Below are 23,440 nucleotides of genomic sequence, written 5' to 3'. Positions count from 1 at the left end.
CTGTCTATTTCCTGGGAAATCTGTCAGTCTCTCGCCCATGCAGCGCACATCGTGTCAATAGTTGCGAATGGTTACGAAGTTGGCGATATATCGCTTGGATCGGCTACAGACTTAGCCTTCCTGTGTAAGAGCAGGTAGTCCCTCCTGATCTACGCGATATAAATGTATGTCCATCCTCGTCCCAATATGCAGACAAGTTAATCGGTTTTTTCAAACATCTATCGTTCTTCTACAATGACTTGGGCAATCGCATGCGTCTGGCTATGCGAAATGCTCACATGAATATGAACGCGAGCGGGGTCAAGATCAAGCTTGCTGTACACCTCGTTCTTGATGGTCATGACGGGCTTGCCCGAATCATTCGGGAGGATTTCCATATCCAAAAAACTGAGCACAGCACCAATGCCTGTGCCCAGAGCCTTTGCTCCCGCTTCCTTGGCAGCAAATCTGCCTGCAACCATTTCCGCCTGTCTCGTCTCTGCTTTTCCCTGTAGGAGCTGTTGTTCATCTGTGGTTAAAAAGCGTTTGATTGCACTCTCTTGTCTTTTTATCAAAGTAGCGATGCGCTCTATTTCCACAATGTCTACACCTGTTCCAATGATCATGAGCACTTGCCTCCTAGTGGGCTGATTTACGAATCACAGTATCATCCACTTCTACGCTTTTGCAAGTGCGAGGATAGAAACCACATTCCATGCATAGACTTTACGAAAAAAATAAAACCCCCGCAAATTGCGAGGGCTCTGTCCGCTGGCTCCTACTCAGTAACTTGGCCAGAAGATTGTTGTGCAGCCGATTGTTGGTTTTGACGGCGAACTTCTGCAACATTTGTCTCACTTGCGAATTCAGTCGCAGTACCTTGGGAAGCAGCGCGCTGTGCAGATTGTTGGTTCTGACGACGAACCTCTGCTGCGTTTGTTTCACTTGCGAATTCAGTCGCAGTGTTTGCTGCTTGGCTAGCTTGGTTCGCTTGGCCCATACCTCTGTTTTGTTTAGGCATCGTTAACATTCACCTCCTCGACGTCACTGAATATAATTTGTACAGCCCCCTATGTGCGTATCCATCCTCATTTTTCCAAATCATGCTGTTGTTTACTTGCTTTGTCTCGACCGATCATTCATATTGGAAGGAGCAAGGCTTTTACTCTCTGCTTTTGAAAGGGGCAATTCTGTATGGCTCACAAGGTTATTATCTATACCCAAGTCACTTGCGGTCCTTGTCAGGAAGAAAAAATGTGGCTGACTTCCAACAACATTGCTTTCGAAGACAGAGACATTCGTCAAAACGAGGCGTTTTTCCAGGAAGCTATTCAGTTAGGCGCCAGCATGACACCTGTAACCCACATTGAAAAGGAAAACGGCGAGCAAATTGTCATCCATGGATTTGACAAGGAAGAACTAAAAAAAGCGTTGGATCTCAATTGATCCAACGCTTTTTACGACTGATCAGCCAAATGAAGGTTCACTTGCAACTGATTTTTGTTTGACTACTGGCGACATGTCCGGCAAGTTAGACAAAATTTGCTTCACTTCAGGACTGCATTCCGTATTAACGGAGTAATAAACCCATGGTCCTTTCCTACGCTCTTTGACCAAACCATGTGTTTTCAACTTAGCCAAGTGCTGGGAAACAGAAGGCTGGGAAGTTTGCAAAATTTCCACGAGATCACGGACACATAAGGACTGTACTTGCAGGAGAGCCATGATCGTCAAGCGCGTCTTGTCACCAAGTAGCTTATAAGTCTCTGACAAAAACAGTACCTGCATCAAATCCATTTCCATAAGGATACCCACCTTTGCCTTACATATCTGTTTATCAGTATACTATATGGCTTATATGATGGGGAAGATAGAACGCAAAAGTTATGTGAACCCTGCTTATACATCCTGCTTTTTCATCGCCTCAATGATCTTGTCTGCAGTGCGCGCAGCCAGCGCCATGACTGTATTTGTCGGGTTGCTTCCACTCGAGGTGACAAAAGTAGAAGCGCCTGCTATGAAAAGATTGGGTATGTCATGTGACTGCCCGTATTCATTCACAACAGAAGTTTCCTTGTCATTCCCCATCCGGCATCCCCCCATGAGATGAGCGGTATCAGATACCACATGCTCTGGCTGCCCCCCCATCGCTTGTATAATCCGGTTCATTTGCCCAATGGCATGCTTGTATAGCTGCTTGTCGTTCTCCTGATAACTGAACGTCACCGTAGGAATCGGCATTCCGTATTCATCTTTTTCACCTGAAAGCGTCACTCTGTTATCAGGATGAGGCAGCACTTCCCCTACCAAGGTGATCCGCGCATACATATTGTAATCCAGCATGGTCTCACGAAGCTGTTTTCCCCATAAATACGAGCCATCTTCCCTCTCGGCAGCAATGGCAGTCGCCATCGCGACCGGACGTGACCCGTGTGCACTCAATGTATATCCGCGGGCAAACCCTCGTTCCCGGTCTGTCTCGTAAAAATGCTGGGTCAAGGCAAGGACAGGTGTTCCCTTATACAATCGCACCTCCTCCGGAAGCCGTCCGTATACATCATGGCTGGAGTGGGGCATAATTGCTTTTCCTACCCATCCGCTCGAATTCGCCAGCCCTTGCGGAAACTGTGCATTCGCTGAACTGAGCAACAATCGGGGAGTCTCCACCACAAACCCGGCCAAAATGACGACACGAGCCATCTGCTTGTGCGTCAAGCCATTATGGTTAAACAACACACCGCTGACCCGGTCGCCTGCCATCAAAATTTCCGTCACCATGCAGTCGGACAGTACCTCTGCCCCCTCCGCTATCGCTTTGGGGATATGATGAATCAACCCGCTGTACTTGGCATTCGGCATGCACCCTTGATTGCAAAAGCCACGATTGATACAGGGAGGACGTCCATCAAAAGGACCCGATAAAATCGCCAGAGGCGCAACCACACTCTCGATCCCCAGCTTCTCGCACCCTTCCCGGAACAGTTGGGCATTGGCACTGATTGGCTCCCGAACGGGGTAAGGATACGGGCCTTGAAAGGAACCCCATGGAAAATGATTGGGACCTGAGACCGCAATCTCCCGTTCGATCTTGTCGTAATACGGGGCAAGATCCTGATACGTAATCGGCCAGTCCTCCCCTACGCCGTCTACGGTCTTTGTCTTAAAATCACTCTCGTGGAAACGCAGGAACACCCCCGTAAAATGCACGGTGCCTCCCCCAATTCCCCGTCCTGAGTTGTTATGTCCCAAACGCAGTGGGTCTTTGCCTGCTACCAGCCTCGTTTCCTGCCAAGCCAATCTCCGCATCGACAGCTCATCACTGGCAAAATCGTGTTGTGGGTCCCAAAACGGCCCTGCTTCCAGTACGACAACGCGCAACCCGGCCTTTGCCAGCTCATAAGCCAGCACGCCACCTGCCGCTCCAGCACCTACGATGCATACATCTGCGTCATTGGCGTATTTTCTTTGATCCACAGGAGTGGGGCGATGAGTAATCGTATGATGGTCATGACTCGTCATTTGTTTTCGCCTCCCATGGGTCCGTCAATCCTTTTTCCACCCGTACATAGCCACGCGGATAAGCGGGTCCGCCATAGCCGATATCCGACCAAACTAACGGATGTGAATAGTAAGCACTGACTGTGTCATGCAGCAACCGCTTGAAAAAATCTGCTGGAGCAAAGTCTTTCCACGCCTCCAGGTTTTGAATGCCCCCATTCGCAACGCGCTGAAGAACGGCTTCTTGCTGGTCTAGCTTCAACGCAACAAAATCAGTTCCATAAGCGGCATGACTCTCCGCATCAATCCCTTTCAAGCCCGAGCGATAGAACTCTTTTTTGGGGGGAATTCCGACCTTTCGCTGTGATTCGCCGATATTACTAGCCGTCGTATTATCCAGATGCTCCACCACATAGGTCAGCACTTCCAAACGGTGATCATTGACCAATACGCCTACGACTGTCTGCAAGAGCAAGGATTCAGGCTTCGTAAAAAATTGATTGGCAATCGCGGGCATTCGTCTGGCGCCTACCACTTTCCTGGTGTGAGCATCCCACTCTGTATGCTGGTCCCAAACATCATAGGATGGGTAACGTTTAGGCTTTTCCATGTCCTCTCACCCCTTTGAAAACGATTTTTACCAAAACAGCGCAAGAAGCCCCAATGCAGACATGGCCGTGATCAGTAAAGGAAGAATCACAGGAGGACCGACGAGAAAATTTTGACCTTGTGAATAACCTCCCACACGCTGCCCAACCCCGACCGTATGCAAATAGGCCCCGTACAAACCACCAACCATGCCGACTACCATCATCAAGGCAAACACCCAACGCAGCCACCCCGCATTCACAAACGATAAAACAATAGCAGTAACCGCAAATACAGGGAGCTCAAGCACGGGAATCCACATTGCCCAATGGCGGAAGTTTTGTCTAGAGTGAAAAAGTGTGACCTGAACCGCAATCAGGGCGAACGCCAACCCAGCAAAAAGTATCAGTACGCGTTCGATCGGCCAGCCATGCCACATGGAAACATCCTCCTTTTTACGTACATTGCGCCTATTTTTTCCGTCCTTGTCAGGTCCTATTCTGCCTATTTCACTACAAGTAGCATGATGAATAGAAAAAAGCCTGCTACTAGCCAGCAGGCTTTTCATTCCCTATGAAAAATAAACCAATGTCAAATACAAACCGAGCAAGGTGAACAACAATGTCGGTACGGTCAAAATAACCCCCGTCCGAAAATACTGCCCCCACGTAATCGTCACGTCTTTGCGTCTCAAGACGTGCAACCAGAGCAAGGTCGCAAGCGATCCGATCGGCGTCATTTTCGGCCCCAAATCGCTTCCGATCACATTCGCGTAGATCATTGCTTCCCGCAACACTCCATCTGCTTGTGTCCCTGCAATTGCCAACGCGTTAAAGATGACTGTCGGTAGGTTGTTCATGACAGAGGAAATAGCAGCAGCCAGAAAGCCTGTTCCCAATGTCGTTGCCAATAAACCATGCGCCATGAACCAATCCAAGGCGTCTTTGACCAAGTCAGTCAATTTCGCGTTGTGCAGCCCCCACACCACGACATACATGCCAATCGAAAAAACAACGACTACCCACGGTGCTTCTTTCATAATCCGCCGCATGGCGATCGCTTCACTTTTTCTTGCAGCCAGACAAAAAATGATGGCTGCCCCTGCAATGATGATAGAAACGGGCGTATGGATGGACTCGCTAATAAAAAAACCAATCAACAAGACCGCAAGAATCGGCCACGCCAGGCGAAACATTCTGTGGTCGCGAATCGCTTCCTCCGGATTTTTCAGATGGGAAAGGTCAATCTGCGCTGGGATGCTTTTGCGAAAATATAGGTACAAAACCAGCAGGCTTCCACCAATCGAAAACAAAGTCGGAATGATCATTTTGGCCGCATACGCAGCAAAGCCAATATCAAAATAGTCAGCAGAAACAATATTCACCAGATTGCTAATCACAAAGGGCAAAGAGCTCGTATCTGCAATGAACCCGCTGGCCATGACAAATGCCAAAACTGTTTTCCCATCCAGCTTTAGTGCCCTCACCTGTGCCAACACAATCGGCGTCAGGATTAGGGCTGCCCCATCATTCGTAAACAAAGCGGATACGAGTGAACCAAGCAGGATCACATAAACGAACATCAACCGCCCATTCCCTTTGGCAAAACGGGCCATATGGAGCGCAGCCCATTCAAAAAAACCGACTTCGTCCAATACGAGCGAGATGATGATAATCCCAATTAGCGCGAGTGTCGCATTCCAAACAATGGAGGTTACCTCTGCAACATCACCGATCGTGACTACCCCAATCGCCAAGGCCAACAGTGCTCCACCGACAGCCGGATAACCAATCGACAACCCCCGCGGTTGCCAGATAACCAATGTCAACGTAATTAGAAAAAGGAAGAATGAAATCCAAACCATCGCATGTATCTCCTTTCCAAAAGCAAAAAAGAACGGACCTCAAAAAGTCCGCTCTCCTACCATACTACAAATTGAAATGATCTGAAACGTCAAGTAATGGAATCCTTTAAAGTAAAATGTGGCCACCTTCTACATGAAGTACAGTTCCGGTAACAAAACTATTTTGGAGCAGGTATAGTACGCTTTGTGCGACGTCTTTCGCTTGTCCAACTCTCTTCACAGGGAGTTTGTCTGCCAATGTTGCATAGAAATTTTCGCGCACATCTTCAGGCATTTTACTCCGTGATGGCGTATCAATAATGCCAGGTGAAACGATATTCACTCGGATTGGTGCCAGTTCCAAGGCGAGGGTTTGCCCCAGATTCGAAACCGCCGCATTGACTGCGCCAAGGGCAGAAGAACCAATCATCGCTTTGTAGGCGACAACCCCGGAGAATAAGGTGATGGAACCGTTTGTTGAAATCTTCGGCGCTCCGTACTTCGCCGCGAAGTATTGACCCCAAAATTTGTTGTCGAACAGCTTCCGCGCTTGGGCTGTATCCGTTTGAAGGAATGAACCACCTGATGTTTCCGCTGCGCTGACGACCAGATGATCAAACGTACCTACTTTTTCAAAAAAGGCCTGAACCTGCTCCTCATCGGTGGTATCTAACGTATACGCCGAGGCTTTGGAGCCAAGACTCTCTTTTGCCTTCTGCAATTTATCTTCGGAGCGGCTGGCAATGATCACTTCTGCTCCTAGCGCTACTGCCTGTTTGGCTGTCTCCAAACCAATTCCGGAGCTTCCGCCGATGATGACTATCTTTTGATTGTGCAACATGATAGGATCTTTCCCCTTTACTGTGAGATTTTCATTAGAAGCTCAATACCTGTTTGAGATGCGCCTCGAGTTCGGATACAAATCGGTCGATCTGCGGATTTTTGATGACATCATAGCAAGCAAAGCTCTTTACAGGTTGCATGCCTAAAAATTCCTGTACGCGGTGCAAATGACTGATTGCATCCTCCAGGCTTTCCCCTTTAAAAAATTGGGTCGGATCGTTAAATGCTTTTTCTGGGGCATTCCAAGTCGTCGAGAACATATATTTTTTGTCGGTTAATAAACCACCTCTACCGTATTGATTAGCCCCCTTGAAAAACAAACCGTACGCATATACTTCATCCATATATGTTTTCATTAACCCAGGGACACTGAACCAGTAGATGGGTGTTTGATAAATGACCATATCTGCCCAGAGAAATTTCTGGTGCTCTTCTTCGACTTTGTATCCGTTTTGAATAATGGTAGTTCGTACATCGTTCTCTTTTTCGAGCAGACTCACCATATGATCCATCAAGGTTTGGTTCAGTTTCCCCTCCGATGAGCCATATTTTTGGTGACCATTGATGATAAGGATTTTTTTCATTTTTAACATCTCCTTTACGTTAGTTCGTTCAATTTTCCGCTACGACACCAATTTGTTGCATAAAGGTTAAATTGTCTTCCAGGTGCCAGTCTTCAACAAGCTTCCCATCCTTGATGCGCAAAACATCGATTGCCATAAATTGAATGGGCTTCCCGGTCAGAGGTTTTCCCATAAACTCGCCTTTGCTCGTACCCGTAAAAGAAAGACGAGCTGTCACCTTGTCCCCCACTACCAGTAAATCCTCAATTTTGCATTGCAAGTCGGGAACTGCTTTACGGAAGTTGCGAGAAGCAAATAACAAGCCATCCGGACCTTGAGGCCTTCCTTTCGGCAACGTGTTATCAATGAAACTTGGAGAAACGGTTTGTGAAATAAGTTCCTCATTCCCCGTGTTCCAGAATCCGTAGAAACGTTGAGCGGCCTGTACCATTTCAGTAGCTTTCGTTGAATCCAACGAGGAATCAATCGTCATCGAAACGGGTTGTGGAAGATCCTTCAATAGTTGTACGTCTGTCTTGGCGGACAACACAGCCGTTTGATTATCATAAGCAGACGTTTTCGAATCAGTAGCGCATGCTGTTGTGAACAGCATCGTCCCGAAGATGACAGCAATACCAGCTATCGAACTCATTCTTTTTGTGCGTGGAATCATATTGTTCCAATCAACTCCTTATTTAGAGTGGAAGTATCGGTTCACATTGCTATTGTAACGACAGTAACTTCATTTATGGAAGTAGTGATATTAAATTCATATAGTTTCCGAAAAGATACTATTGCGCTATAATAGCCAAAAAACCCTACTATTTTTTTGGAGGATATTCCGATGAACGTTCTTGAACCAATCGAACTGAACAAAGGAACCCCAGGCCAACCTTGCCCCATTGCCAAAACGCTTGACGTAATCGGGACCAAATGGACCTTTTTAATCATTCGGGATCTGCTTATCGAAGGAACGCTGCGTTTCAGCGACCTGCTGAAATCCATGGATGGGATTAGTCCAAAAACACTGTCGCTTAGACTTAAGGAATTGGAAGAGCACGGCATATTGGAAAGGAAGGTGTTTCCGGAAGTCCCTCCGCGTGTGGAATATACGTTAACGGAGAAAGGGAAACGATTGGAAGGTATTTTCATTGAGTTAAAGAGGTTTGGGTTGCATTTATAAACGTTTGGAAATCAAAAAGAGCGGACCTCGAAAAGTCCGCTCTTTTACCATCATGCCTATTGAATTATCCGAAACGTCCGGTAATGTAATCCTCTGTTCTTTTGTCACGAGGATTTTGGAAGATCGTCGGGGTGCTGTCAAACTCGACTAGCTCTCCATTCAAGAAAAACGCAGTCTTATCGGAAATACGTGCTGCCTGCTGCATGTTGTGTGTCACGATTACAATCGTATAACGGTTCTTCAGCTCTTCCAACAGTTCTTCGATTTTGGCTGTCGAAATCGGGTCTAATGCAGAGGTTGGCTCATCCATCAAAATGATCTGTGGCTGAACAGCGAGTGCCCGTGCGATACAGAGGCGTTGCTGCTGTCCACCGGAAAGCCCTGTTGCTGGCTTTTTCAGTACATCCTTCACTTCATCCCAAAGGGCTGCTGCCTTGAGGCTTGTCTCTACCAACTCGTCCAGCTTGTTACGATCATTCATGCCGTGTAGTCTCGGCCCGTACGTGATGTTGTCATAGATGCTTTTCGGAAATGGATTCGGATGCTGAAACACCATGCCGATATTTTTGCGAAGTCGCTCAACTTCTACACGGGAGCTATAAATATCCTCGTCGAAGACTTTTACCGTTCCCGTAATTTTGGTGTTCGGTACAGAGTCGTTCATTCGGTTCAACGTCCGTAAAAATGTAGATTTACCACAGCCAGACGGACCAATTAAGGCTGTAATGGAATCAGACTCTACATCCAGATTTATATGATAGAGGGCTTGCTTATTACCGTAGAAGAGATTCAACTCTCTCACCGAAATAACGCTCATACGGTCTTCGCTCCTTCGTGGTTGTTACGTCTTTTTACTTCCCCACTATAGCGCACCAATGTTAGGTTTCCGTGTGAAGTTTATTAAGTTTCGTTAAAGATTTCGTTTTAGGACTTTTTACATAGGTCATCTTACATTAATTTATGGTAAATCTTGCTGGCAAAGCATATACGCTCCTCTAGGTACCCCCTACAATAAAGCTGAACGTTTTGATAAGGGGAGAACAATTAATGCTAGACATAAAAAAACTATGGGGTCACTCGTCGTTTCATTATCGTTCAATTTTCACCAGGCTGTTCGCAGGCATCATGGGCATGGTTGTCTGCATGATGGCAATTGCCGCTTTCTTCATCAGCTATCAATCCGAAGCCACACTCAATGAAAAAACAAAGCAGCAATTACACGAAGCATCAGGTGCAGCTCTACAGAAGGTACATAGCAGGGTGTATGACATCGTGACCGCCTTGCAATCATTTGCTTCCACTTATAAAAACAGCAAGATCACGAACAGTCAGATCTTTGGCATTTTTACAGATTTGTCTACCAGCAATCCTACGATTTCCGAATTACAAATCGTCACCACGGACGGAAAGTATTTGACCTTTCCGGGATCACCCCTCGACAGTTCCTACGATCCGCGAAAAATGGACTGGTATGAGGGGGCATTGAACCAACCGCAGCAGGGGGTTTTTGTCTCAGATGTCTTCCAGTTTTCCAAGACGGAGTTTCCCAAAATTGCCGTCTCACTCCCTTTGCGCAATGAAGATGAGGAGCCAGTAGGCGTCGTCGTGGCATTCGTCTCTGTTCCGAAGCTGAGCGAATCAATCGGGCAGATTAAACTGGGCGAAACCGGGTATGCCATGATCGTTGATCAACAAGGCAAGCTGGTCGCTCATCCTGATCAATCCTACGCGTTGCAGCGCCCTCTTCTCTCCGAGCTGGCCATCGTACAAAACGTCATCGCTGGTCAATCTGGGTACGAGCCGAGCAGGATCAATGAGGTGGACTCATTTGCCGCCTATCAATTTGACCCCTCCCTAAAATGGGGAGTGATCGTCGCACAGTCGGTATCCGAGGTAAAGCAAGAGGTTCGCCGCCTTCAGTTAACTATTTTGGCCGTCTCACTCGTCGGACTTGCTGCACTCGCACTCATGTTGTATGTGTATGTTCGCCGAATCATCAAGCCGATTAAGGAAGCACAACAAAAAATGTCCGCCTTTAGCGAGGGGGATCTGCTGCAAACCATGCACGTTCAAAGTAATGATGAAATTCGCCAGCTGGCTGACAGCTTCAATCGAATGAGTGAACAAATCCGGACGATCATCGGTAAAATCCAGTACGTCATCTCAGACGTCAAACAAGTAGCCGATCATGTCGGAAAAGGCTCCCGCCATTCTCACGCCATGCAGTCAGAAGTCGTATCCGTAACAGAGCGGCTGGCCCAAGAAATGGACAACCAGCAGGAGCAGATCGATGATATTCACGCCACGATGGCCGACATCACGCAAGAAATGTCTCGGATCACTGACTCCATGGAAAAAGCAATTGTACAGAGCCGGGAATCACGTCAGCAAAATGCCAGAGCAGCAACCTCCATTGATTTGCTAAAAGAAAATATGCACAATATCTCGGAGGATATGAAGGCTTCTATGCATGCCATGTCCTCCATGAGAGAAAGCATGAGTGACATCAACGAAATGCTCGGTCTGATTTCTGCCATCTCCAAGCGAACCAAGCTTTTGTCCTTTAATGCTCGAATCGAAGCTTCCAGGGCTGGACAAGCTGGGATCGGCTTCAGCGTCGTAGCAGACGAAATTCGCTTGCTGTCCGACCAGACGGAAGAGGCATCGGCCCGTATTCAAAAGGTAATTGAATCAGGGGAAGAACGAATGGAGCACGTAGCTGCCTGCTTGCAAACGACCGATCATGCTACTGTAAATGGCATTCAAACCTTGCACCAGGCCGCTTCTATCTTCCACAATACGATCCAGCTCAGTGAAGCGTTGACTGCTCAATTTGAATCGATCAGAATGCTCACAGGAACAATCTCGATACAGAGCCAAGCCATTTCGCAGCGGGTAGACAATCTGTCCGCCTCTGCACAGCAAGTAGTTTCAGGCACACAGCAGGCCGTAGCTGCCAATCAAGAAAGCCTATCCTTATCGGAACAATTTCTCGATGACTCCCTGCGCCTGACAGAAATCGTGGAGGATCTGGAGCAAACTATCAAATTTTTCCGAGCGGGAGAAACAACCCCTTCTTTGAAAAATTCATGATATCATAAAGTGAATGGGAACTTTTCACAAACCTATCCTACGAAAGGGGATGTCTGGACCTTGGATAAGCGTTCCATTCACTTTTATGTCATTGCCCTATTTGTACTGCTAGCAATGTCCCTCGTAACCTTTATCAAGGTCTTTGATCAAAGCCACTATCTGCGTTACTTGTTTGTGGCGATATTTTTTGTTGGCTTGATAGTCGGTTATGTTCGATACTGGATGAAGGTCAAAAGCGAGAACATGCAGCATCAAAGCAAATGGTACAGGTATGGATTTTTACTTGCTTTTGCCCTCATCTATATGGCTATCAAATATGGTGTAAAAGCTGTTGTAGGTTATGAGGCTTCCAGCGAAGACTACGGCATTGTCATCGCGTTCTTTTTCTTGGGTCTGTTTATTTCCTACTATGGTTTTTATGCACGATATTTGCGGAAAGCCTGAAAACAATAGCACAAGAAGCCCTCCTGCAAGCTGATTTGCTTGGGAGGGCTTCTTGTGCTTTTTCTATTCTCTCTTAGCCAAAACGTCCGCTAATATAATCCTCGGTTTTTTCGTTTTCAGGTGATGTGAAGATTTTCCCTGTCTCATCCATCTCGATCAGCTCACCCATCAGGAAGAAGGCGGTTTTCTCAGAAATTCGCGCTGCCTGATGGAGGTTATGGGTAACGATTACGATCGTATACTCATCTTTTAGCTGCATGACCAGTTCTTCGATTTTCATGGTAGAGATCGGATCGAGAGCGGAAGCCGGTTCGTCCAACAGCAAAATGGTTGGCTGCATTGCAATTGCACGCGCGATACAAAGCCTTTGCTGCTGTCCACCAGAAAGGGAGAGTGCTGAGTCGCGAAGACGATCTTTTACCTCATCCCAAAGGGCTGCTTTTCGCAAGCTCGATTCAACCAATTCGTCCAAATCACGTTTATTGGTCATCCCATGGAAACGCGGTGCAAATGCGATGTTTTCATAAATCGATTTAAAAAATGGATTCGCTCGTTGGAAAACCATTCCTACCACTTGGCGCAGGCTCTCGATGTTTACTTGCGAGTTGTTAATGTCGATACCATCCACAATAATGGAGCCCTCTACTCGACAAGAAGGAACCAGATCATTCATCCGGTTCAAGCTCCGTAGAAGCGTCGATTTCCCGCATCCGGACGGGCCAATAAAGGCCGTCACGGAGTTGCGTTCAATATTCATTGATATATTTTTTACGGCGTGCTTCTCTCCGTAGTATACATTCACGTTATTCGTCTGAATGATCGTTTCTTGCATGGTCAGTACGGACATGGCTGCCACCTACCTCTTCTTAGTTTGATCCTGACGTCATCTTTTTGTAAACCCAATTCCCGAACCAACGAGCGGAAAGGTTAAAGAGCAAGACGGCAATAATCAGAACAGCAGCCGCGCCATCTGCGACATCACGTGCATCCGGTGTCAGCCCCTCGCTGTTTACCTTCCAAATATGCACGGCCAAGGTCTCGGCAGGACGGAACGGATTCAGAGGTGAAGTTGTACTGTTCATCGAGAAGTCGGTGAAATCCAGATTCGGTGAAGACATCCCTGCCGTAAACAGCAAGGCAGCCGCTTCCCCAAATACACGACCAGATGCCAAAATGGCACCCGTAATGATACCTGGGAGTGCTGCTGGAAGGATGACTGACACGATGGTACGCCATTTGGTAATACCAAGCGCGAGACTCGCTTCCTTTTGACTGCGTGGTACGTTGCGCAGTGCATCCTCTGTTACACGAACCAAGAGCGGCAGGTTAAATACCGTCAGCGCAAGTGCTCCACCAAACAGGGTATAGCCCCAGCCAGTCATATTTACGAACACGAGCAATCCAAACAAACCAACTACGATAGACGGAAGAGAAGACAATACTTCTATACTCATGCGGATGAACTGTGTAATCTTGTTATCCGGCGCATATTCAGCCATATAAATGCCTGCTCCGATCCCGAGCGGCAACGCGATCAGCATGGTCAGGACCAGCAAGTACAACGAGTTGAAAAGCTGTGGTCCAATCCCGCCACCCGCATTGACAATATCCGGCGGAGAGGTCAAAAAGTCGAGATTCAGCTTATGCCAACCTTGCGAGAGAATGAAGCCCAATAGTCCCACCAAGGTACCGATAATCAGTACGGCAATCAGTGTCAAAACAACAGTAGCAGCGCGGTCCATCAGTCTCGCTTTCATCTATTTTGCCAACCTCTTTCTGCCCAACAGGCGCAAAATCACGATAAAGATGAAAGACATCGCCAAGAGCAGCAAAGCCATTGACCAGAGAGCATTGTTATACGGAGTTCCTTGAATCGTGTTCCCCATGTTCAATGTGATACCGCTAGTGAGCGTACTGATCGGTTCGAGCAAACCGCCTGGCAGCTTCGTTGTGTTACCGATAACCATCTGCACAGCCAAAGCTTCTCCAAAAGCGCGGGACATTCCCAAAACAATGGCCGTCAAACAGCCAGGAAGCGCGGAATGCAACACGACATTCCAAATGGTTTGCCAGCGAGTAGCACCCAGTGCGAGCGAAGCATTGCGCAAATCTTGCGGAACAGCCTCGATAGCATCTGCTGCCACACTCGTAATGGTTGGCAAAATCATCAAGGCAAGAACAAGTCCCCCTGCCAATAAGCTGAAGCCAAGAACATCAAATTGTTCCCGAATAAATGGAACAAGCAAAGTTAGTCCAACATAACCGTAAACCACCGATGGAATACCTACCAACAGCTCGATAACCGGCTTCAATACTTTTTTCCCGAAGCCAGGAAAGATTTCTGTCATAAAAATAGCGGCGCCGATTCCGAGTGGCGCGGCAATTAAAGCAGCCAATGCCGTTACGAAAAACGAACCGAGGATAAAGGGCAACACACCATACGCGGAGGGTTCACCTTCTGGGTCCCATTTGTCATGGGTTAAAAATTCTTTGAAGCTTACTCCATCGACAAAGAACGTCGACAGCCCTTTTGAAGCAATAAAATAGGTGATCGATAGAACGACAATAACGAGCAAACCCGCACAAATCATCGCGATGGTTTTGCCAGTAATATTCTCTGTTTTTTGACGCTTGTTCGTTGTCAGCATTTTTTGCGCAATCATCGATTGACGCTCTGTATTTACCCCTTCAGTACGATGGCTCATGTTCTCCCTCCTGGAAAGAAAACGACTGTACGCAAGCAAAATGAGGGGAAGGCCCCCCTACCCCTCTATTTTGCTGTTGACGATAACGCTTATTTTTGTGTTACTTTGCCTTCTGCATCACGTTCCACTTTCATGTCTGTGATTGGCAGGAAGCCCAATTCTGTAACGGTTTTCTTTTGTACTTCGTCAGTCAGGATGAAGTCGAGGAATGCTTTTGCATCGCCAGTTGCTTCACCTTTGGTGTACATATGCTCGTACGCCCATACTGGATATTTGTTCGTTGTAATGTTTTCTGCGTTTGCTTCCACGCCATCCAATTTCAGAGCTTTTACAGTGTCATTGAAGTAGGACAGTGCCAAGTAACCAATTGCACCTGGTGTTTCTGCAATGATTTTGCGAACAGTACCGGAGGAATCCTCTGTGATACCTTCTGCTTCTTCTTTGCCATCCAACGCGAATTTGCTGAATGTCGCGCGAGTTCCGGAAGATTTCGGACGGTTAACCAGCGTGATCTTCATATCTTCGCCGCCAACTTCTTTCCAGTTGGTGATTTTTCCGGTGAAGATGTCGATCAATTGTTGCTTGGACAAGTTGTCCACTTTTACTTGCGGGCTTACCGCTGCTGCCATACCGACAACCGCTACCTTATGGTCTACCAGTTCGTTTGCTGGAATGCCTTTTTTCTCTTCTGCAAAAATATCAGAGTTACCAATTGTTGCTGCACCGCTTGCTACTTGGCTCAAGCCCGTGCCGCTTCCTCCGCCTTGTACTTGGATTTGTGCGCCTGCATTTTTTGCCATAAAGTCCTTGGCCGCTTGCTCGACCAGAGGTTGTAAAGCGGTAGAACCCACTGCTGTTACAGGTTCACCGGAAGTTTTTGTTGTCGAACCAGAGTTGCTTTGCTCCTGGGCTGGTTGTTGCGCTGGTGCTGGTGTTTGTGTCTGCGCAGTGTTGCCGCTTCCGCACCCCGCGAGTAATGCCCCTACACATGTCAGCGCAATAAACATTTTGCTGAGTTTTTTCATTGGATGAAAATCCTCCTTAAAAGGTTCGGTTTGTTTTTTCTCTCTTACAAGTACAAACTATACAGCGGGAATGTTGTCGTATTATGTTGTGAATGTAAAGCTTTCTTAAAGATCCCGGAATTCCTGTTGTAAAACGACGCAAGCATGGGAATAATGTCCCTATTCTTTTGGTGGGGGTGTCCATGTGGAACGTTTGGCCTTGCTTTTTGTTATCATCGGTGCCCTGAACTGGGGATTAATCGGGTTGTTTCAATTCGATTTGGTCGCGAGCTTGTTTGGTGGAGCGGAGTCTATCGTAAGTCGAATCGTGTATACGTTGGTAGGCTTGTTTGGGGTATATGCCATCAAGTTTCTCTTCACGGATCGGGAAGAAACGCCAACAACATAAGAAAACTATGTCCGGCTGTTGGGGAGAGGAGGAAACAGGAGAAAACGCTCAGCTTCTTGTCCCACCCGCTGTGGGATTCACTGCCCGCCTCCATGCAAAAAGCGAAACCGCGTCCAAAGTAGTTCTTTCAGGATGTTTTTCAGAGGTGGACGCCTAAGAACGTGTTTCGCTTTTTGCATTACGCCTCGGTCGGTGTACCAAAGATCTTCGCTTATTTCTCCTGTTTCCTCTACGAGCTTTCCGTGCTATTCGAGGTTTTTAAATCCTTAAAAAATTGAAGAACGTATACAGTCACGACAGAGAAGAATATTTCCAGACGTAGCGACTTGTGGAGTCCTACCGAGCGGAGAAGCGATTAGCGGGCAAAAGAAACGCAACGTGCCTATGCGACGAAGCGGCTACCACTTTTGCGTTTCCCCGCTAATCGCTTCGGAGCGGACAGTCTCAACCCCCAGCAGGACGGAGCCTGGAGCTTAGACTGGAAATATTCTTCTCCCCACGACAGCCACTATACGAGAAAAAAGCAGCACATCCCGATTAACAGGATGTGCTGCCTTTATGGTAATGATTAATTGTCCCGTTTCAGTGGCTCGGAGAGATCTACGTGCCCCATCAGCGTTTCTACTTTCTTGCCATCCTCCAAGAAGACTATCTCCTTTACTTCCGAGAATTGAAAGAAGGTATTCTTCAACGCATCTATAGCCATCGTCTCGCCACTTGAACCCATGTTGAACTGATTTTTGCTATCTGCATCAATCGTCAAGGTGCCTTTATCGATTGTAATGGAATGGTACTTGAAGTCTTTCCACAGTGGAATGTGCACGTCTGGCTTTACAGGCGTCTCCAGCAGGGCAAGTGTCTTTTTGTACTTCTCGATATCTTCTGCAAACGTGATCTCTTGCTCTTCTTTTTGCAGCTCCATCACATTATTATCCGAATAGTAAACGGTGACCATTTGCTTTTTCAGAGTCGGCTCTGTTGTCGATGGATCAGTTTTTGAACCAGATGGCTGTTCTACTGGTGTGGTTGGCTGTGGTGTTTCTGTCGCGTTTTGCCCACATCCGGCCAAAAGCAGCATTACTAACGCTGCCATCCAGATCACTCGACTTTTTTTCATCGTGATAAGCCCCCTTACTGATAAGACTCGTAGTATTCACGAATAGCCGCAACAATGGCTTTCGCGATTTTATCTTGGAATGCCGGATTCGTCAGCTGCGCGTTCTCCTGTGGATTGGAGAGGAAGCCAGTTTCGGTCAGCACTGCTGGCATTTTCGTGTTTTTGATCACATAAAAGCCACTCTTCTTGAAGCCCCGATCCGGGAACTGCGTTGCCCCACGCAAATGTTTATGTACCACTTGGGCAAAGTCTTTACTGTTTTCATTATAATAGAAAGTTTCTGTTCCTGCAGCCGTCGGTTTCGGGAATGCGTTGGCGTGAATAGACAAGAACAAGTCGGCTTCTAACTCATTGGCAAAAGCAACACGCTCTGACAGTTCATAAAACACATCTGTTGTGCGGACAGGAACGACTTGAAACTCTGGATATTGCTTCAGCAAAGCCACAATCTTATTCGAGACAGCCAAGTTGTAATCTTTTTCATTGTTGCCAGCAGAGCCCTTCGTACCTGGGTCTTTTCCTCCATGACCGGCATCAACGACGATCAGGTAGCCTGTTTTCTTCGGCTTTGGCGTCAATTTTACTTCGATACCGTCTTTCGTGTAAGCCAGCTCATACGTGCTCTTTTGGTTCAGCTCAATCACGACGCGAACCGTGTCAGGAGATGCACTGTATTGGCTGTAACGCAGGTTAGTAATGAGAGGTTCTTCTTTCGCTTGTTCTGCTTGATTCAGTTCATCCGAATCCGAATCTGTACCTTGGTCTTCATCATCAGCGGAGACCGTTTGCTCGGATTCGCCTACGCTATCGCTTTTCTCGTCTTGACGTTTTAGATCTTCAATTAAATCATCATCCAAAGCGGTTTGTGGGAGATCCAAGACGATCCGGTGTGGACCAGTCATTACAAACGACTGAGGAATGACAGGCATGGTCGTTTCAATACGAACACGGTCGCCGTCCTCGGATACATCTTTCATAATATTGAGGCGATCGATCTCAACCTGATTATTTTTCTTGTCCCACGCAAATGACCCTCCAAGCTCGTCCTCCAATTGACGTAATGAGAGGACTAACTGATCATCAATCGTCATCCCGCGCTCAGGTCTTTTCCACGCAAAGCCTTTTTGTCCCACTTGCTCAGCTACGGCCTGTGCGGACGCGTACATCGTGTCTTCCACTTGATACAGCTTGATCGGCTGGGTTGGCATCTTGCCATTCAGCTTGACCTGTGGTGTTTCGTTCGCAATGACAGTACGTGTACTGTTGTCCCACCCGACTGTAACACCAAGTGACTCCCCGACAAAACGCAGTGGCAGCAGCATACGCTTTTGTGAAATAACAGGCGGCGTATCGAGCTTCACTTGTTTGCCGTTCAACACTGCTGTACGGGAGTCTAGTGTAAGGGAGAGCTGCTGTGAGCCTTTGGTAATAACAGCTGTTCGAGTAGCGTCATTCCAATCCACATTTGCACCTAGCCCTTCGGCGATGACACGAACGGGAACCAACGTGCGCCCACTCTTGATGACCGGCGGTACTTCAGCACTTACTGCCTGTCCACCAATCATGAGATTGACAGCTTCCTCTGAGGCACTGCTTGCTGCAACCGCCCAACCGGGGATTAGCAGCAGGACCAGCAATGCAAAAAGCAGAGGGTAAAATCGTCTCTTCATCCTGACCTCCTCCGTGATGTCTGTTTTCTTCGTATTGTGGCGTCAGCCAATGTGCAACGTTCACCATTCTATTAGACGCTTGATGATCTGTAAAGTTTATAGTCTTTTGGTACCAAAATGAAAAGACCGCCTCCGCAAGCCCCGCGAGACAGTCTTTGCAACTGATCAATTGTTATCGAAAAAATCCCCTTCTCTCTTGCCTACTTACTTCTTGAACAGGTTTTTTTATCATGTTCAAGCCCCCGTTGGCAAGAAATTGCTGGATCAGCGAAATCACAGCTGGATTCGACAGCACCTTAATGGAGTCGGCTACTTTTGGGTTTTTCAACTGGGGAATAGCGTCACCCAGATACGGTAAAAGCGGCAGTAAATCTTCGATTGAAATGGCAGGCTTTTGTGGCGGGGATACAGCTTCCACTTGGGCAGTATTCCGTCGTCCTCCAAACAGCAGACCTCGCCGTTCTCCTGTACCTTTTGGTGGTGCCTGTTTGAGACGCCCCAGTGTATTTTTCATATCCTGTAGTTCCTGTCGTACCTGACTCATTTCTCTCATCATTTGGGCATTGTTTGTATGTTGCGCATCCGCAAGTTTGTTGATCGATTCTAGCAAATGGTTCTTGGGGACAGCCTGCTTCTTTTTCGCTTTCATTTTCTCAACGATAATCCCACCTCCCTCCTCACTCTACCCCCTTATCTAAAACGTTTTTTTATATTTTCCAAATCCTTTGCAGTGACACCTTTTTTCGAAAGCTTATTCAACAAACTCCCGACATTTTCTGTTTTTTGCATCTGACGAAACTGCGCAGCATACCCGTTAACCTCTTGCTCGGTCAATTTTTTCCCTGACTTTCTGGCCATTTCACGAATGACTTCCTTGATTCCCGCGTCTGTCCTCAGCTTTTCCTTAGGAATGGATTTAACAATGTTGAGCAAAGAACCAATATCCATCAATATCCCTCCTAATTGCAGTTAGTTCCTTTTTACTCTATGTAGCCAAGGGCGTAATGGATTGGTCATTTGTCCATGAGACAGAAAAAAAGAAGAGGTCGTAAAAAACCTCTTCTCATCCGTGTTTACATTATGGAGTAATATCCGCATATTTGAAATCGATAGCACCCAGACCATCCATCACGACATCTTTCAGATTCTCGTTCTGCACCCAAGAGTTCACGTAGAAGTAGATTGGCATGATTGGCATTTCATCCATCAGGATTTGCTCAGCCTGCATGAGAATGGCTTTACGCTTCTCCGGGTCTTTCTCCAGAGCGGATTGGTTCAAAAGCTCCTTGTACTTTGGATTTCCCCAACGTGTATCGTTGTTTCCGCCGTCTTTTTCCTGGAACATTTCCAAGAAGTTGATGGGATCATTGAAGTCACCCAACCAGCCTCCACGAGCGATTTGATAATTTCCTTGGTGTACGTCTTCTAAGTATACCTTCCACTCTTTATTTTCGAGCTCGATATCTACGCCGAGGTTTTTCTTCCATTGATCCTGTATTTCTTTTGCGATTTTTTTATGACCTTCGGATGTGTTGTAGATGAGTGTAATTGGAGGGAGTTTGGATATCCCCTCTTCCTTCATACCTTCTACCAGTAATTTCTTTGCTACTTCAAGGTCATTATCTTTGAAGTAACCGTCTTTGTTCAACGCCGTGCTCGGTGGCACAAAGCCTGTTGCCGGCACTTGACCAGCTTGCAGGATATCGGAGGTGATGCTTTCACGATTAATGGCATATGCGAACGCCTTACGAATTTTTGCGTTGGTAAACGGTGCTTGCTCTGTATTGAAACGATAAAAATAGGCACCGGCGATTGGCTGAGTTTTCAATATACCAGCTTCCCTCAAAATCGGAAGTGCGTCGGTTGGCAGCGAGGAGTTTGGAGCACCTGCCCAATCCAGCTCGTCGTTATCAAACAAGGACAATTCCGTATTCTCATCCTCTATCATGGTGAATTCGATTTTGTCCAATTTTACATTGGCTTTATCCCAGTACTTCTCGTTCTTTACGACAGTCAGATTGCTCTTGTGTTCCCATCTTTCCATTTTGAATGGTCCGTTGCCAACAACAGTCTTTGCCTCGTAAGCCCATTTTTTGTTGCCTTCGACTACCTTCTTGTTTACCGGGAAGTACGTTTTGAAAGCAACCAGCTCCGGGAAAAATGGCGTCGGGTTTGTCAGTTCCACTTTTAGTGTCTTATCGTCAATGGCCTTTACCCCAACGTCTCCCGCTTTGCCGGTCCCATTATTGAATGCTTCTGCGCCTTTCACATAATACAACTGGTAGGCGTAGCTGGAATCTGTCTTTGGATCGAGCGCGCGCTTCCAAGCATATTCGAAGTCATGTGCCGTTACTGGATCGCCGTTGCTCCATTTTGCTTCACGAATCTTGAATGTATAAGTCTTCCCATCCTCTGAAACGGTATAGCTCTCTGCCGCGGCTGGGTGCACCTTTCCGTCTTTTCCGAGACGTGTCAGACCTTCGAATACAGCTGTGATGATCGTACCAGAGGTAGTATCCTCCGCAATTCCTGGGTCTGCTGTAGGTGGCTCCGATTGCAGATTTATTCTTAATACCTTAGGCTCAGCCGCTTGGATAACACCTTCGTACCCGGTCATCATTCCACCGAAAACGAGGACCGAACTCAATACCATAAAAACACTCTTCTTCATCATACACCCTCCAATAACCCCTGATAGAATCTTCCAAAAATAGTATACAATAAAAAGTAAAAATTTGGATGTTAAATAGATAAAAAAAGAAGAAAGGTGAGTAAAGCACCTTTCTTCTTTTACATGCACAGCTATTATTTCTTTTCTACGAAATCTGCGTACTTGTAGTCAACAGCACCCAGACCATCGATGATAACATCTTGTACTCTGTCGTCCTTAACCCAAGATTGAGTATAGTAGTAGATTGGCATAATCGGCATTTCATCCATCAGGATTTGCTCAGCCTGAGCCAGGATTGCTTTACGTTTTTCTGGGTCTAGCTCCAGAGCGGATTGGTTCAGGAGTTCTTTGTACTTCGGATTTTCCCAACGAGTATCGTTGTTTCCGCCGTCTTTTTCCTTGAACATTTCCAGGAAGTTGATTGGATCGTTGAAGTCACCCAACCAACCTGCACGAGCCACTTGGTATTTACCTTGGTGTACATCATCCAGGTAAACCTTCCACTCTTTGTTCTCAAGCTTCACGTCTACGCCGAGGTTTTTCTTCCATTGGTCTTGGATTGCCTCAGCAATCTTTTTGTGACCTTCGGAAGTGTTGAAGGAAAGAGTAAGTGCCGGGAATTTGGTGAGACCCTCTTCTTTCAGTCCTTCTTCGAGCAATTTCTTCGCTGTTTCGATGTCGTTATCTTTGTAGAAACCGTCTTTGTTCAGCGCCATGCTTGGTGGTACATAGCCTGTTGCAGGCAATTGACCAGCTTGCAGGATATTGTCGATCAGGCTTTGACGATCGATCGCATAAGCAAACGCTTTACGGATTTTCACATTGTTGAACGGTGGTTTTTCTGTGTTGAAACGATAGAAGTAAGTACCCGCGATTGGCTGAGTTGTCATTTTGCCGGACTCTTTCAAAGCCGGGATCGCGTCTGTTGGCAACGCAGAAGTTGGAGCGCCTGCCCAGTGCAACTCACCATTTTCCCACATGGACAGCTCTGTATTCTCATCTTCTACCATGGAGAATTCGATTTTGTCCAATTTTACGTTGTCTTTATCCCAGTAGTTATCGTTTTTGGAAACAACGAGCTTGCTCTTGTGCTCCCAAGAATCCATTTTGAATGGACCGTTACCAATAACTGTTTTCGCATCGGTAGCCCATTTATCGTTGCCTTCCACTACTTTTGGATTAACTGGGAAGTATGTTTTGAATGCAACCAGCTCCAGGAAGAATGGAGTTGGGTTCGTCAATTCTACTTCGAGTGTTTTATCGTCAATTGCTTTTACGCCAACGTCTTCCACTTTACCTTTACCTTTGTTGTAGGCTTCTGCACCCTTCACATAGTACAGTTGGTATGCATAGTTGGAAGCTGTTTTTGGATTAAGAGCGCGTTTCCAAGCATATTCGAAATCTTTTGCCGATACTGGATCGCCATTGCTCCATTTGTTATCACGAATTTTGAATGTATATTTTTTACCGTCTTCAGAAACAGTGTAGCTCTCTGCTGCTGCTGGATTGTATTTACCGTCTTTACCAACGCGAGTCAGACCTTCGAAGGTAGCAGTGATGATGGTGCTGGAAGTTGTATCTTCCGCGATACCTGGGTCAGCAGTTGGTGGCTCGGAGTGCAGGTTCAGTTTCAGTACTTTAGAGCCAGCTGGTGCAGAATTTTCTGTCTTTGCTCCGGAAGCGTTGTTATCTGCCGGTGCCGCCTGGTTTCCGCCACCGCATCCTGCGAGTGCCGCGCCAAGAACGAGGATAGAACTCATTGCCACGAAAACATTCTTTTTCATACAAGTAATCCCCCTTTTCTAAATCTTTTATCAATATACATGGTTT

At 46.8% G+C, this 23,440-nt stretch carries 26 protein-coding genes; 5 read left to right on the top strand and 21 right to left on the bottom strand.

What is annotated here, in order from left to right; translation table 11 throughout:
• Positions 1–218: 218 nt before the first annotated feature.
• Positions 219–605 carry a holo-ACP synthase gene (gene acpS / locus FO446_RS02820; RefSeq protein WP_221869255.1) on the bottom strand — a complete coding sequence of 129 codons (387 nt, stop codon included), beginning with the start codon at positions 603–605 and terminating at the stop codon, positions 219–221.
• Positions 606–757: 152 nt separating this feature from the next.
• On the bottom strand, positions 758–1,000 hold the full coding sequence (locus FO446_RS02815; RefSeq protein ID WP_173611925.1) for a gamma-type small acid-soluble spore protein: 243 nt from the start codon (positions 998–1,000) through the stop codon (positions 758–760).
• Between the two features lie 173 nt (positions 1,001–1,173).
• Between FO446_RS02815 and FO446_RS02810 the strand changes: the two genes are divergently transcribed.
• Positions 1,174–1,425 (top strand): glutaredoxin family protein, encoded by a 252-nt coding sequence (locus tag FO446_RS02810; protein WP_173611924.1) that lies wholly within the window; start codon positions 1,174–1,176, stop codon positions 1,423–1,425.
• Between the two features lie 21 nt (positions 1,426–1,446).
• Here the strand turns inward: FO446_RS02810 and FO446_RS02805 are convergent, their stop codons facing one another.
• The 8 genes from FO446_RS02805 to FO446_RS02770 form a co-directional block, all read right to left on the bottom strand.
• A complete protein-coding gene (locus FO446_RS02805) occupies positions 1,447–1,782 on the bottom strand; it encodes an ArsR/SmtB family transcription factor (RefSeq protein ID WP_047074001.1) in 336 nt (111 codons plus the stop codon).
• Positions 1,783–1,878: 96 nt separating this feature from the next.
• Positions 1,879–3,498 carry a GMC family oxidoreductase gene (locus FO446_RS02800; protein ID WP_237899869.1) on the bottom strand — a complete coding sequence of 540 codons (1,620 nt, stop codon included), beginning with the start codon at positions 3,496–3,498 and terminating at the stop codon, positions 1,879–1,881.
• Positions 3,485–4,087 carry a gluconate 2-dehydrogenase subunit 3 family protein gene (locus FO446_RS02795; protein ID WP_237899868.1) on the bottom strand — a complete coding sequence of 201 codons (603 nt, stop codon included), beginning with the start codon at positions 4,085–4,087 and terminating at the stop codon, positions 3,485–3,487. The genes FO446_RS02800 and FO446_RS02795 overlap by 14 nt, the downstream gene beginning before the upstream one ends.
• Positions 4,088–4,114: 27 nt before the next feature.
• Positions 4,115–4,504, bottom strand: coding sequence for a hypothetical protein (locus FO446_RS02790; RefSeq protein ID WP_007721110.1), 390 nt, complete (start codon positions 4,502–4,504; stop codon positions 4,115–4,117).
• 132 nt (positions 4,505–4,636) lie between these two features.
• Entirely contained in the window at positions 4,637–5,929 is a 1,293-nt protein-coding gene (locus FO446_RS02785) for an arsenic transporter (RefSeq protein WP_173611921.1), read from the bottom strand.
• A gap of 106 nt (positions 5,930–6,035) precedes the next feature.
• On the bottom strand, positions 6,036–6,749 hold the full coding sequence (locus FO446_RS02780) for an SDR family oxidoreductase (protein ID WP_232774752.1): 714 nt from the start codon (positions 6,747–6,749) through the stop codon (positions 6,036–6,038).
• A 34-nt stretch (positions 6,750–6,783) separates the two neighbouring features.
• Entirely contained in the window at positions 6,784–7,335 is a 552-nt protein-coding gene (locus FO446_RS02775) for an NAD(P)H-dependent oxidoreductase (protein ID WP_221869251.1), read from the bottom strand.
• Between the two features lie 28 nt (positions 7,336–7,363).
• On the bottom strand, positions 7,364–7,987 hold the full coding sequence (locus tag FO446_RS02770) for an ester cyclase (protein WP_237899867.1): 624 nt from the start codon (positions 7,985–7,987) through the stop codon (positions 7,364–7,366).
• Between the two features lie 171 nt (positions 7,988–8,158).
• Between FO446_RS02770 and FO446_RS02765 the strand changes: the two genes are divergently transcribed.
• Positions 8,159–8,497 (top strand): winged helix-turn-helix transcriptional regulator, encoded by a 339-nt coding sequence (locus tag FO446_RS02765; protein WP_007721121.1) that lies wholly within the window; start codon positions 8,159–8,161, stop codon positions 8,495–8,497.
• Between the two features lie 64 nt (positions 8,498–8,561).
• On the opposite strand, the gene pstB (FO446_RS02760) is transcribed toward FO446_RS02765, so the two are convergent.
• Complete coding sequence (pstB, locus tag FO446_RS02760; RefSeq protein ID WP_012684227.1) at positions 8,562–9,314, bottom strand: phosphate ABC transporter ATP-binding protein PstB; 753 nt, start codon at positions 9,312–9,314, stop codon at positions 8,562–8,564.
• 230 nt (positions 9,315–9,544) lie between these two features.
• Between pstB (FO446_RS02760) and FO446_RS02755 the strand changes: the two genes are divergently transcribed.
• Together FO446_RS02755 and FO446_RS02750 are read left to right on the top strand one after the other, a co-directional pair.
• Positions 9,545–11,590 (top strand): methyl-accepting chemotaxis protein, encoded by a 2,046-nt coding sequence (locus tag FO446_RS02755; protein ID WP_173611917.1) that lies wholly within the window; start codon positions 9,545–9,547, stop codon positions 11,588–11,590.
• Positions 11,591–11,650: 60 nt separating this feature from the next.
• A complete protein-coding gene (locus tag FO446_RS02750) occupies positions 11,651–12,034 on the top strand; it encodes a hypothetical protein (protein WP_221869250.1) in 384 nt (127 codons plus the stop codon).
• Between the two features lie 73 nt (positions 12,035–12,107).
• Here the strand turns inward: FO446_RS02750 and pstB (FO446_RS02745) are convergent, their stop codons facing one another.
• The 4 genes from pstB (FO446_RS02745) to FO446_RS02730 all read right to left on the bottom strand — a co-directional run bounded on the left by pstB (FO446_RS02745) (position 12,108) and on the right by FO446_RS02730 (position 15,764).
• A complete protein-coding gene (gene pstB / locus FO446_RS02745) occupies positions 12,108–12,881 on the bottom strand; it encodes a phosphate ABC transporter ATP-binding protein PstB (RefSeq protein ID WP_173611915.1) in 774 nt (257 codons plus the stop codon).
• A gap of 19 nt (positions 12,882–12,900) precedes the next feature.
• Positions 12,901–13,791: a phosphate ABC transporter permease PstA gene (gene pstA / locus FO446_RS02740; protein ID WP_047073983.1), complete on the bottom strand. Its 891-nt coding sequence runs from the start codon at positions 13,789–13,791 to the stop codon at positions 12,901–12,903.
• Complete coding sequence (gene pstC / locus FO446_RS02735; RefSeq protein ID WP_007721130.1) at positions 13,792–14,739, bottom strand: phosphate ABC transporter permease subunit PstC; 948 nt, start codon at positions 14,737–14,739, stop codon at positions 13,792–13,794. It abuts the gene before it with no gap.
• Between the two features lie 89 nt (positions 14,740–14,828).
• A complete protein-coding gene (locus FO446_RS02730) occupies positions 14,829–15,764 on the bottom strand; it encodes a phosphate ABC transporter substrate-binding protein (protein ID WP_232774754.1) in 936 nt (311 codons plus the stop codon).
• 184 nt (positions 15,765–15,948) lie between these two features.
• Here FO446_RS02730 and FO446_RS02725 point away from each other — a divergent pair, with 184 nt between their 5' ends.
• Complete coding sequence (locus FO446_RS02725; RefSeq protein WP_048036205.1) at positions 15,949–16,152, top strand: DUF378 domain-containing protein; 204 nt, start codon at positions 15,949–15,951, stop codon at positions 16,150–16,152.
• Between the two features lie 568 nt (positions 16,153–16,720).
• Here the strand turns inward: FO446_RS02725 and FO446_RS02720 are convergent.
• The 6 genes from FO446_RS02720 to FO446_RS02695 form a co-directional block, all read right to left on the bottom strand.
• The gene (locus FO446_RS02720) at positions 16,721–17,269 is read right to left on the bottom strand and encodes a GerMN domain-containing protein (RefSeq protein ID WP_173611913.1); all 549 of its coding nucleotides are present in this window, start codon (positions 17,267–17,269) and stop codon (positions 16,721–16,723) included.
• A gap of 14 nt (positions 17,270–17,283) precedes the next feature.
• Positions 17,284–18,939 carry an N-acetylmuramoyl-L-alanine amidase family protein gene (locus tag FO446_RS02715; RefSeq protein WP_173611912.1) on the bottom strand — a complete coding sequence of 552 codons (1,656 nt, stop codon included), beginning with the start codon at positions 18,937–18,939 and terminating at the stop codon, positions 17,284–17,286.
• 172 nt (positions 18,940–19,111) lie between these two features.
• Positions 19,112–19,588, bottom strand: coding sequence for a hypothetical protein (locus FO446_RS02710; RefSeq protein WP_173611911.1), 477 nt, complete (start codon positions 19,586–19,588; stop codon positions 19,112–19,114).
• 41 nt (positions 19,589–19,629) lie between these two features.
• On the bottom strand, positions 19,630–19,887 hold the full coding sequence (locus FO446_RS02705) for a hypothetical protein (RefSeq protein ID WP_173611958.1): 258 nt from the start codon (positions 19,885–19,887) through the stop codon (positions 19,630–19,632).
• Between the two features lie 130 nt (positions 19,888–20,017).
• A complete protein-coding gene (locus tag FO446_RS02700; protein WP_237901039.1) occupies positions 20,018–21,610 on the bottom strand; it encodes a peptide ABC transporter substrate-binding protein in 1,593 nt (530 codons plus the stop codon).
• A 134-nt stretch (positions 21,611–21,744) separates the two neighbouring features.
• Positions 21,745–23,394, bottom strand: coding sequence for a peptide ABC transporter substrate-binding protein (locus FO446_RS02695; RefSeq protein ID WP_173611910.1), 1,650 nt, complete (start codon positions 23,392–23,394; stop codon positions 21,745–21,747).
• Positions 23,395–23,440: the final 46 nt, after the last annotated feature.

This window comes from Brevibacillus brevis, assembly GCF_022026395.1.
Taxonomy (GTDB): domain Bacteria; phylum Bacillota; class Bacilli; order Brevibacillales; family Brevibacillaceae; genus Brevibacillus.
The sequence above is the reverse complement of the archived record's forward strand: the minus strand, read 5'-3'. Positions and strand labels throughout refer to the sequence as shown.

Coding starts and splice junctions, on each gene's coding strand:
- FO446_RS02710 (WP_173611911.1), bottom strand. CDS start 19,588: ATGAAAGCGAAAAAGAAGCAGGCTGTCCCCAAGAACCATTTGCTAGAA.
- FO446_RS02695 (WP_173611910.1), bottom strand. CDS start 23,394: ATGAAAAAGAATGTTTTCGTGGCAATGAGTTCTATCCTCGTTCTTGGC.
- FO446_RS02765 (WP_007721121.1), top strand. CDS start 8,159: ATGAACGTTCTTGAACCAATCGAACTGAACAAAGGAACCCCAGGCCAA.
- FO446_RS02800 (WP_237899869.1), bottom strand. CDS start 3,498: ATGACGAGTCATGACCATCATACGATTACTCATCGCCCCACTCCTGTG.
- FO446_RS02810 (WP_173611924.1), top strand. CDS start 1,174: ATGGCTCACAAGGTTATTATCTATACCCAAGTCACTTGCGGTCCTTGT.
- FO446_RS02770 (WP_237899867.1), bottom strand. CDS start 7,987: ATGATTCCACGCACAAAAAGAATGAGTTCGATAGCTGGTATTGCTGTC.
- FO446_RS02790 (WP_007721110.1), bottom strand. CDS start 4,504: ATGTGGCATGGCTGGCCGATCGAACGCGTACTGATACTTTTTGCTGGG.
- FO446_RS02795 (WP_237899868.1), bottom strand. CDS start 4,087: ATGGAAAAGCCTAAACGTTACCCATCCTATGATGTTTGGGACCAGCAT.
- FO446_RS02815 (WP_173611925.1), bottom strand. CDS start 1,000: ATGCCTAAACAAAACAGAGGTATGGGCCAAGCGAACCAAGCTAGCCAA.
- pstB (WP_012684227.1), bottom strand. CDS start 9,314: ATGAGCGTTATTTCGGTGAGAGAGTTGAATCTCTTCTACGGTAATAAG.
- FO446_RS02780 (WP_232774752.1), bottom strand. CDS start 6,749: ATGTTGCACAATCAAAAGATAGTCATCATCGGCGGAAGCTCCGGAATT.
- FO446_RS02805 (WP_047074001.1), bottom strand. CDS start 1,782: ATGGAAATGGATTTGATGCAGGTACTGTTTTTGTCAGAGACTTATAAG.
- FO446_RS02730 (WP_232774754.1), bottom strand. CDS start 15,764: ATGAAAAAACTCAGCAAAATGTTTATTGCGCTGACATGTGTAGGGGCA.
- pstC (WP_007721130.1), bottom strand. CDS start 14,739: ATGAGCCATCGTACTGAAGGGGTAAATACAGAGCGTCAATCGATGATT.
- FO446_RS02775 (WP_221869251.1), bottom strand. CDS start 7,335: ATGAAAAAAATCCTTATCATCAATGGTCACCAAAAATATGGCTCATCG.
- FO446_RS02785 (WP_173611921.1), bottom strand. CDS start 5,929: ATGGTTTGGATTTCATTCTTCCTTTTTCTAATTACGTTGACATTGGTT.
- FO446_RS02755 (WP_173611917.1), top strand. CDS start 9,545: ATGCTAGACATAAAAAAACTATGGGGTCACTCGTCGTTTCATTATCGT.
- FO446_RS02705 (WP_173611958.1), bottom strand. CDS start 19,887: ATGGATATTGGTTCTTTGCTCAACATTGTTAAATCCATTCCTAAGGAA.
- pstA (WP_047073983.1), bottom strand. CDS start 13,791: ATGAAAGCGAGACTGATGGACCGCGCTGCTACTGTTGTTTTGACACTG.
- acpS (WP_221869255.1), bottom strand. CDS start 605: ATGATCATTGGAACAGGTGTAGACATTGTGGAAATAGAGCGCATCGCT.
- FO446_RS02715 (WP_173611912.1), bottom strand. CDS start 18,939: ATGAAGAGACGATTTTACCCTCTGCTTTTTGCATTGCTGGTCCTGCTG.
- pstB (WP_173611915.1), bottom strand. CDS start 12,881: ATGTCCGTACTGACCATGCAAGAAACGATCATTCAGACGAATAACGTG.
- FO446_RS02720 (WP_173611913.1), bottom strand. CDS start 17,269: ATGAAAAAAAGTCGAGTGATCTGGATGGCAGCGTTAGTAATGCTGCTT.
- FO446_RS02700 (WP_237901039.1), bottom strand. CDS start 21,610: ATGAAGAAGAGTGTTTTTATGGTATTGAGTTCGGTCCTCGTTTTCGGT.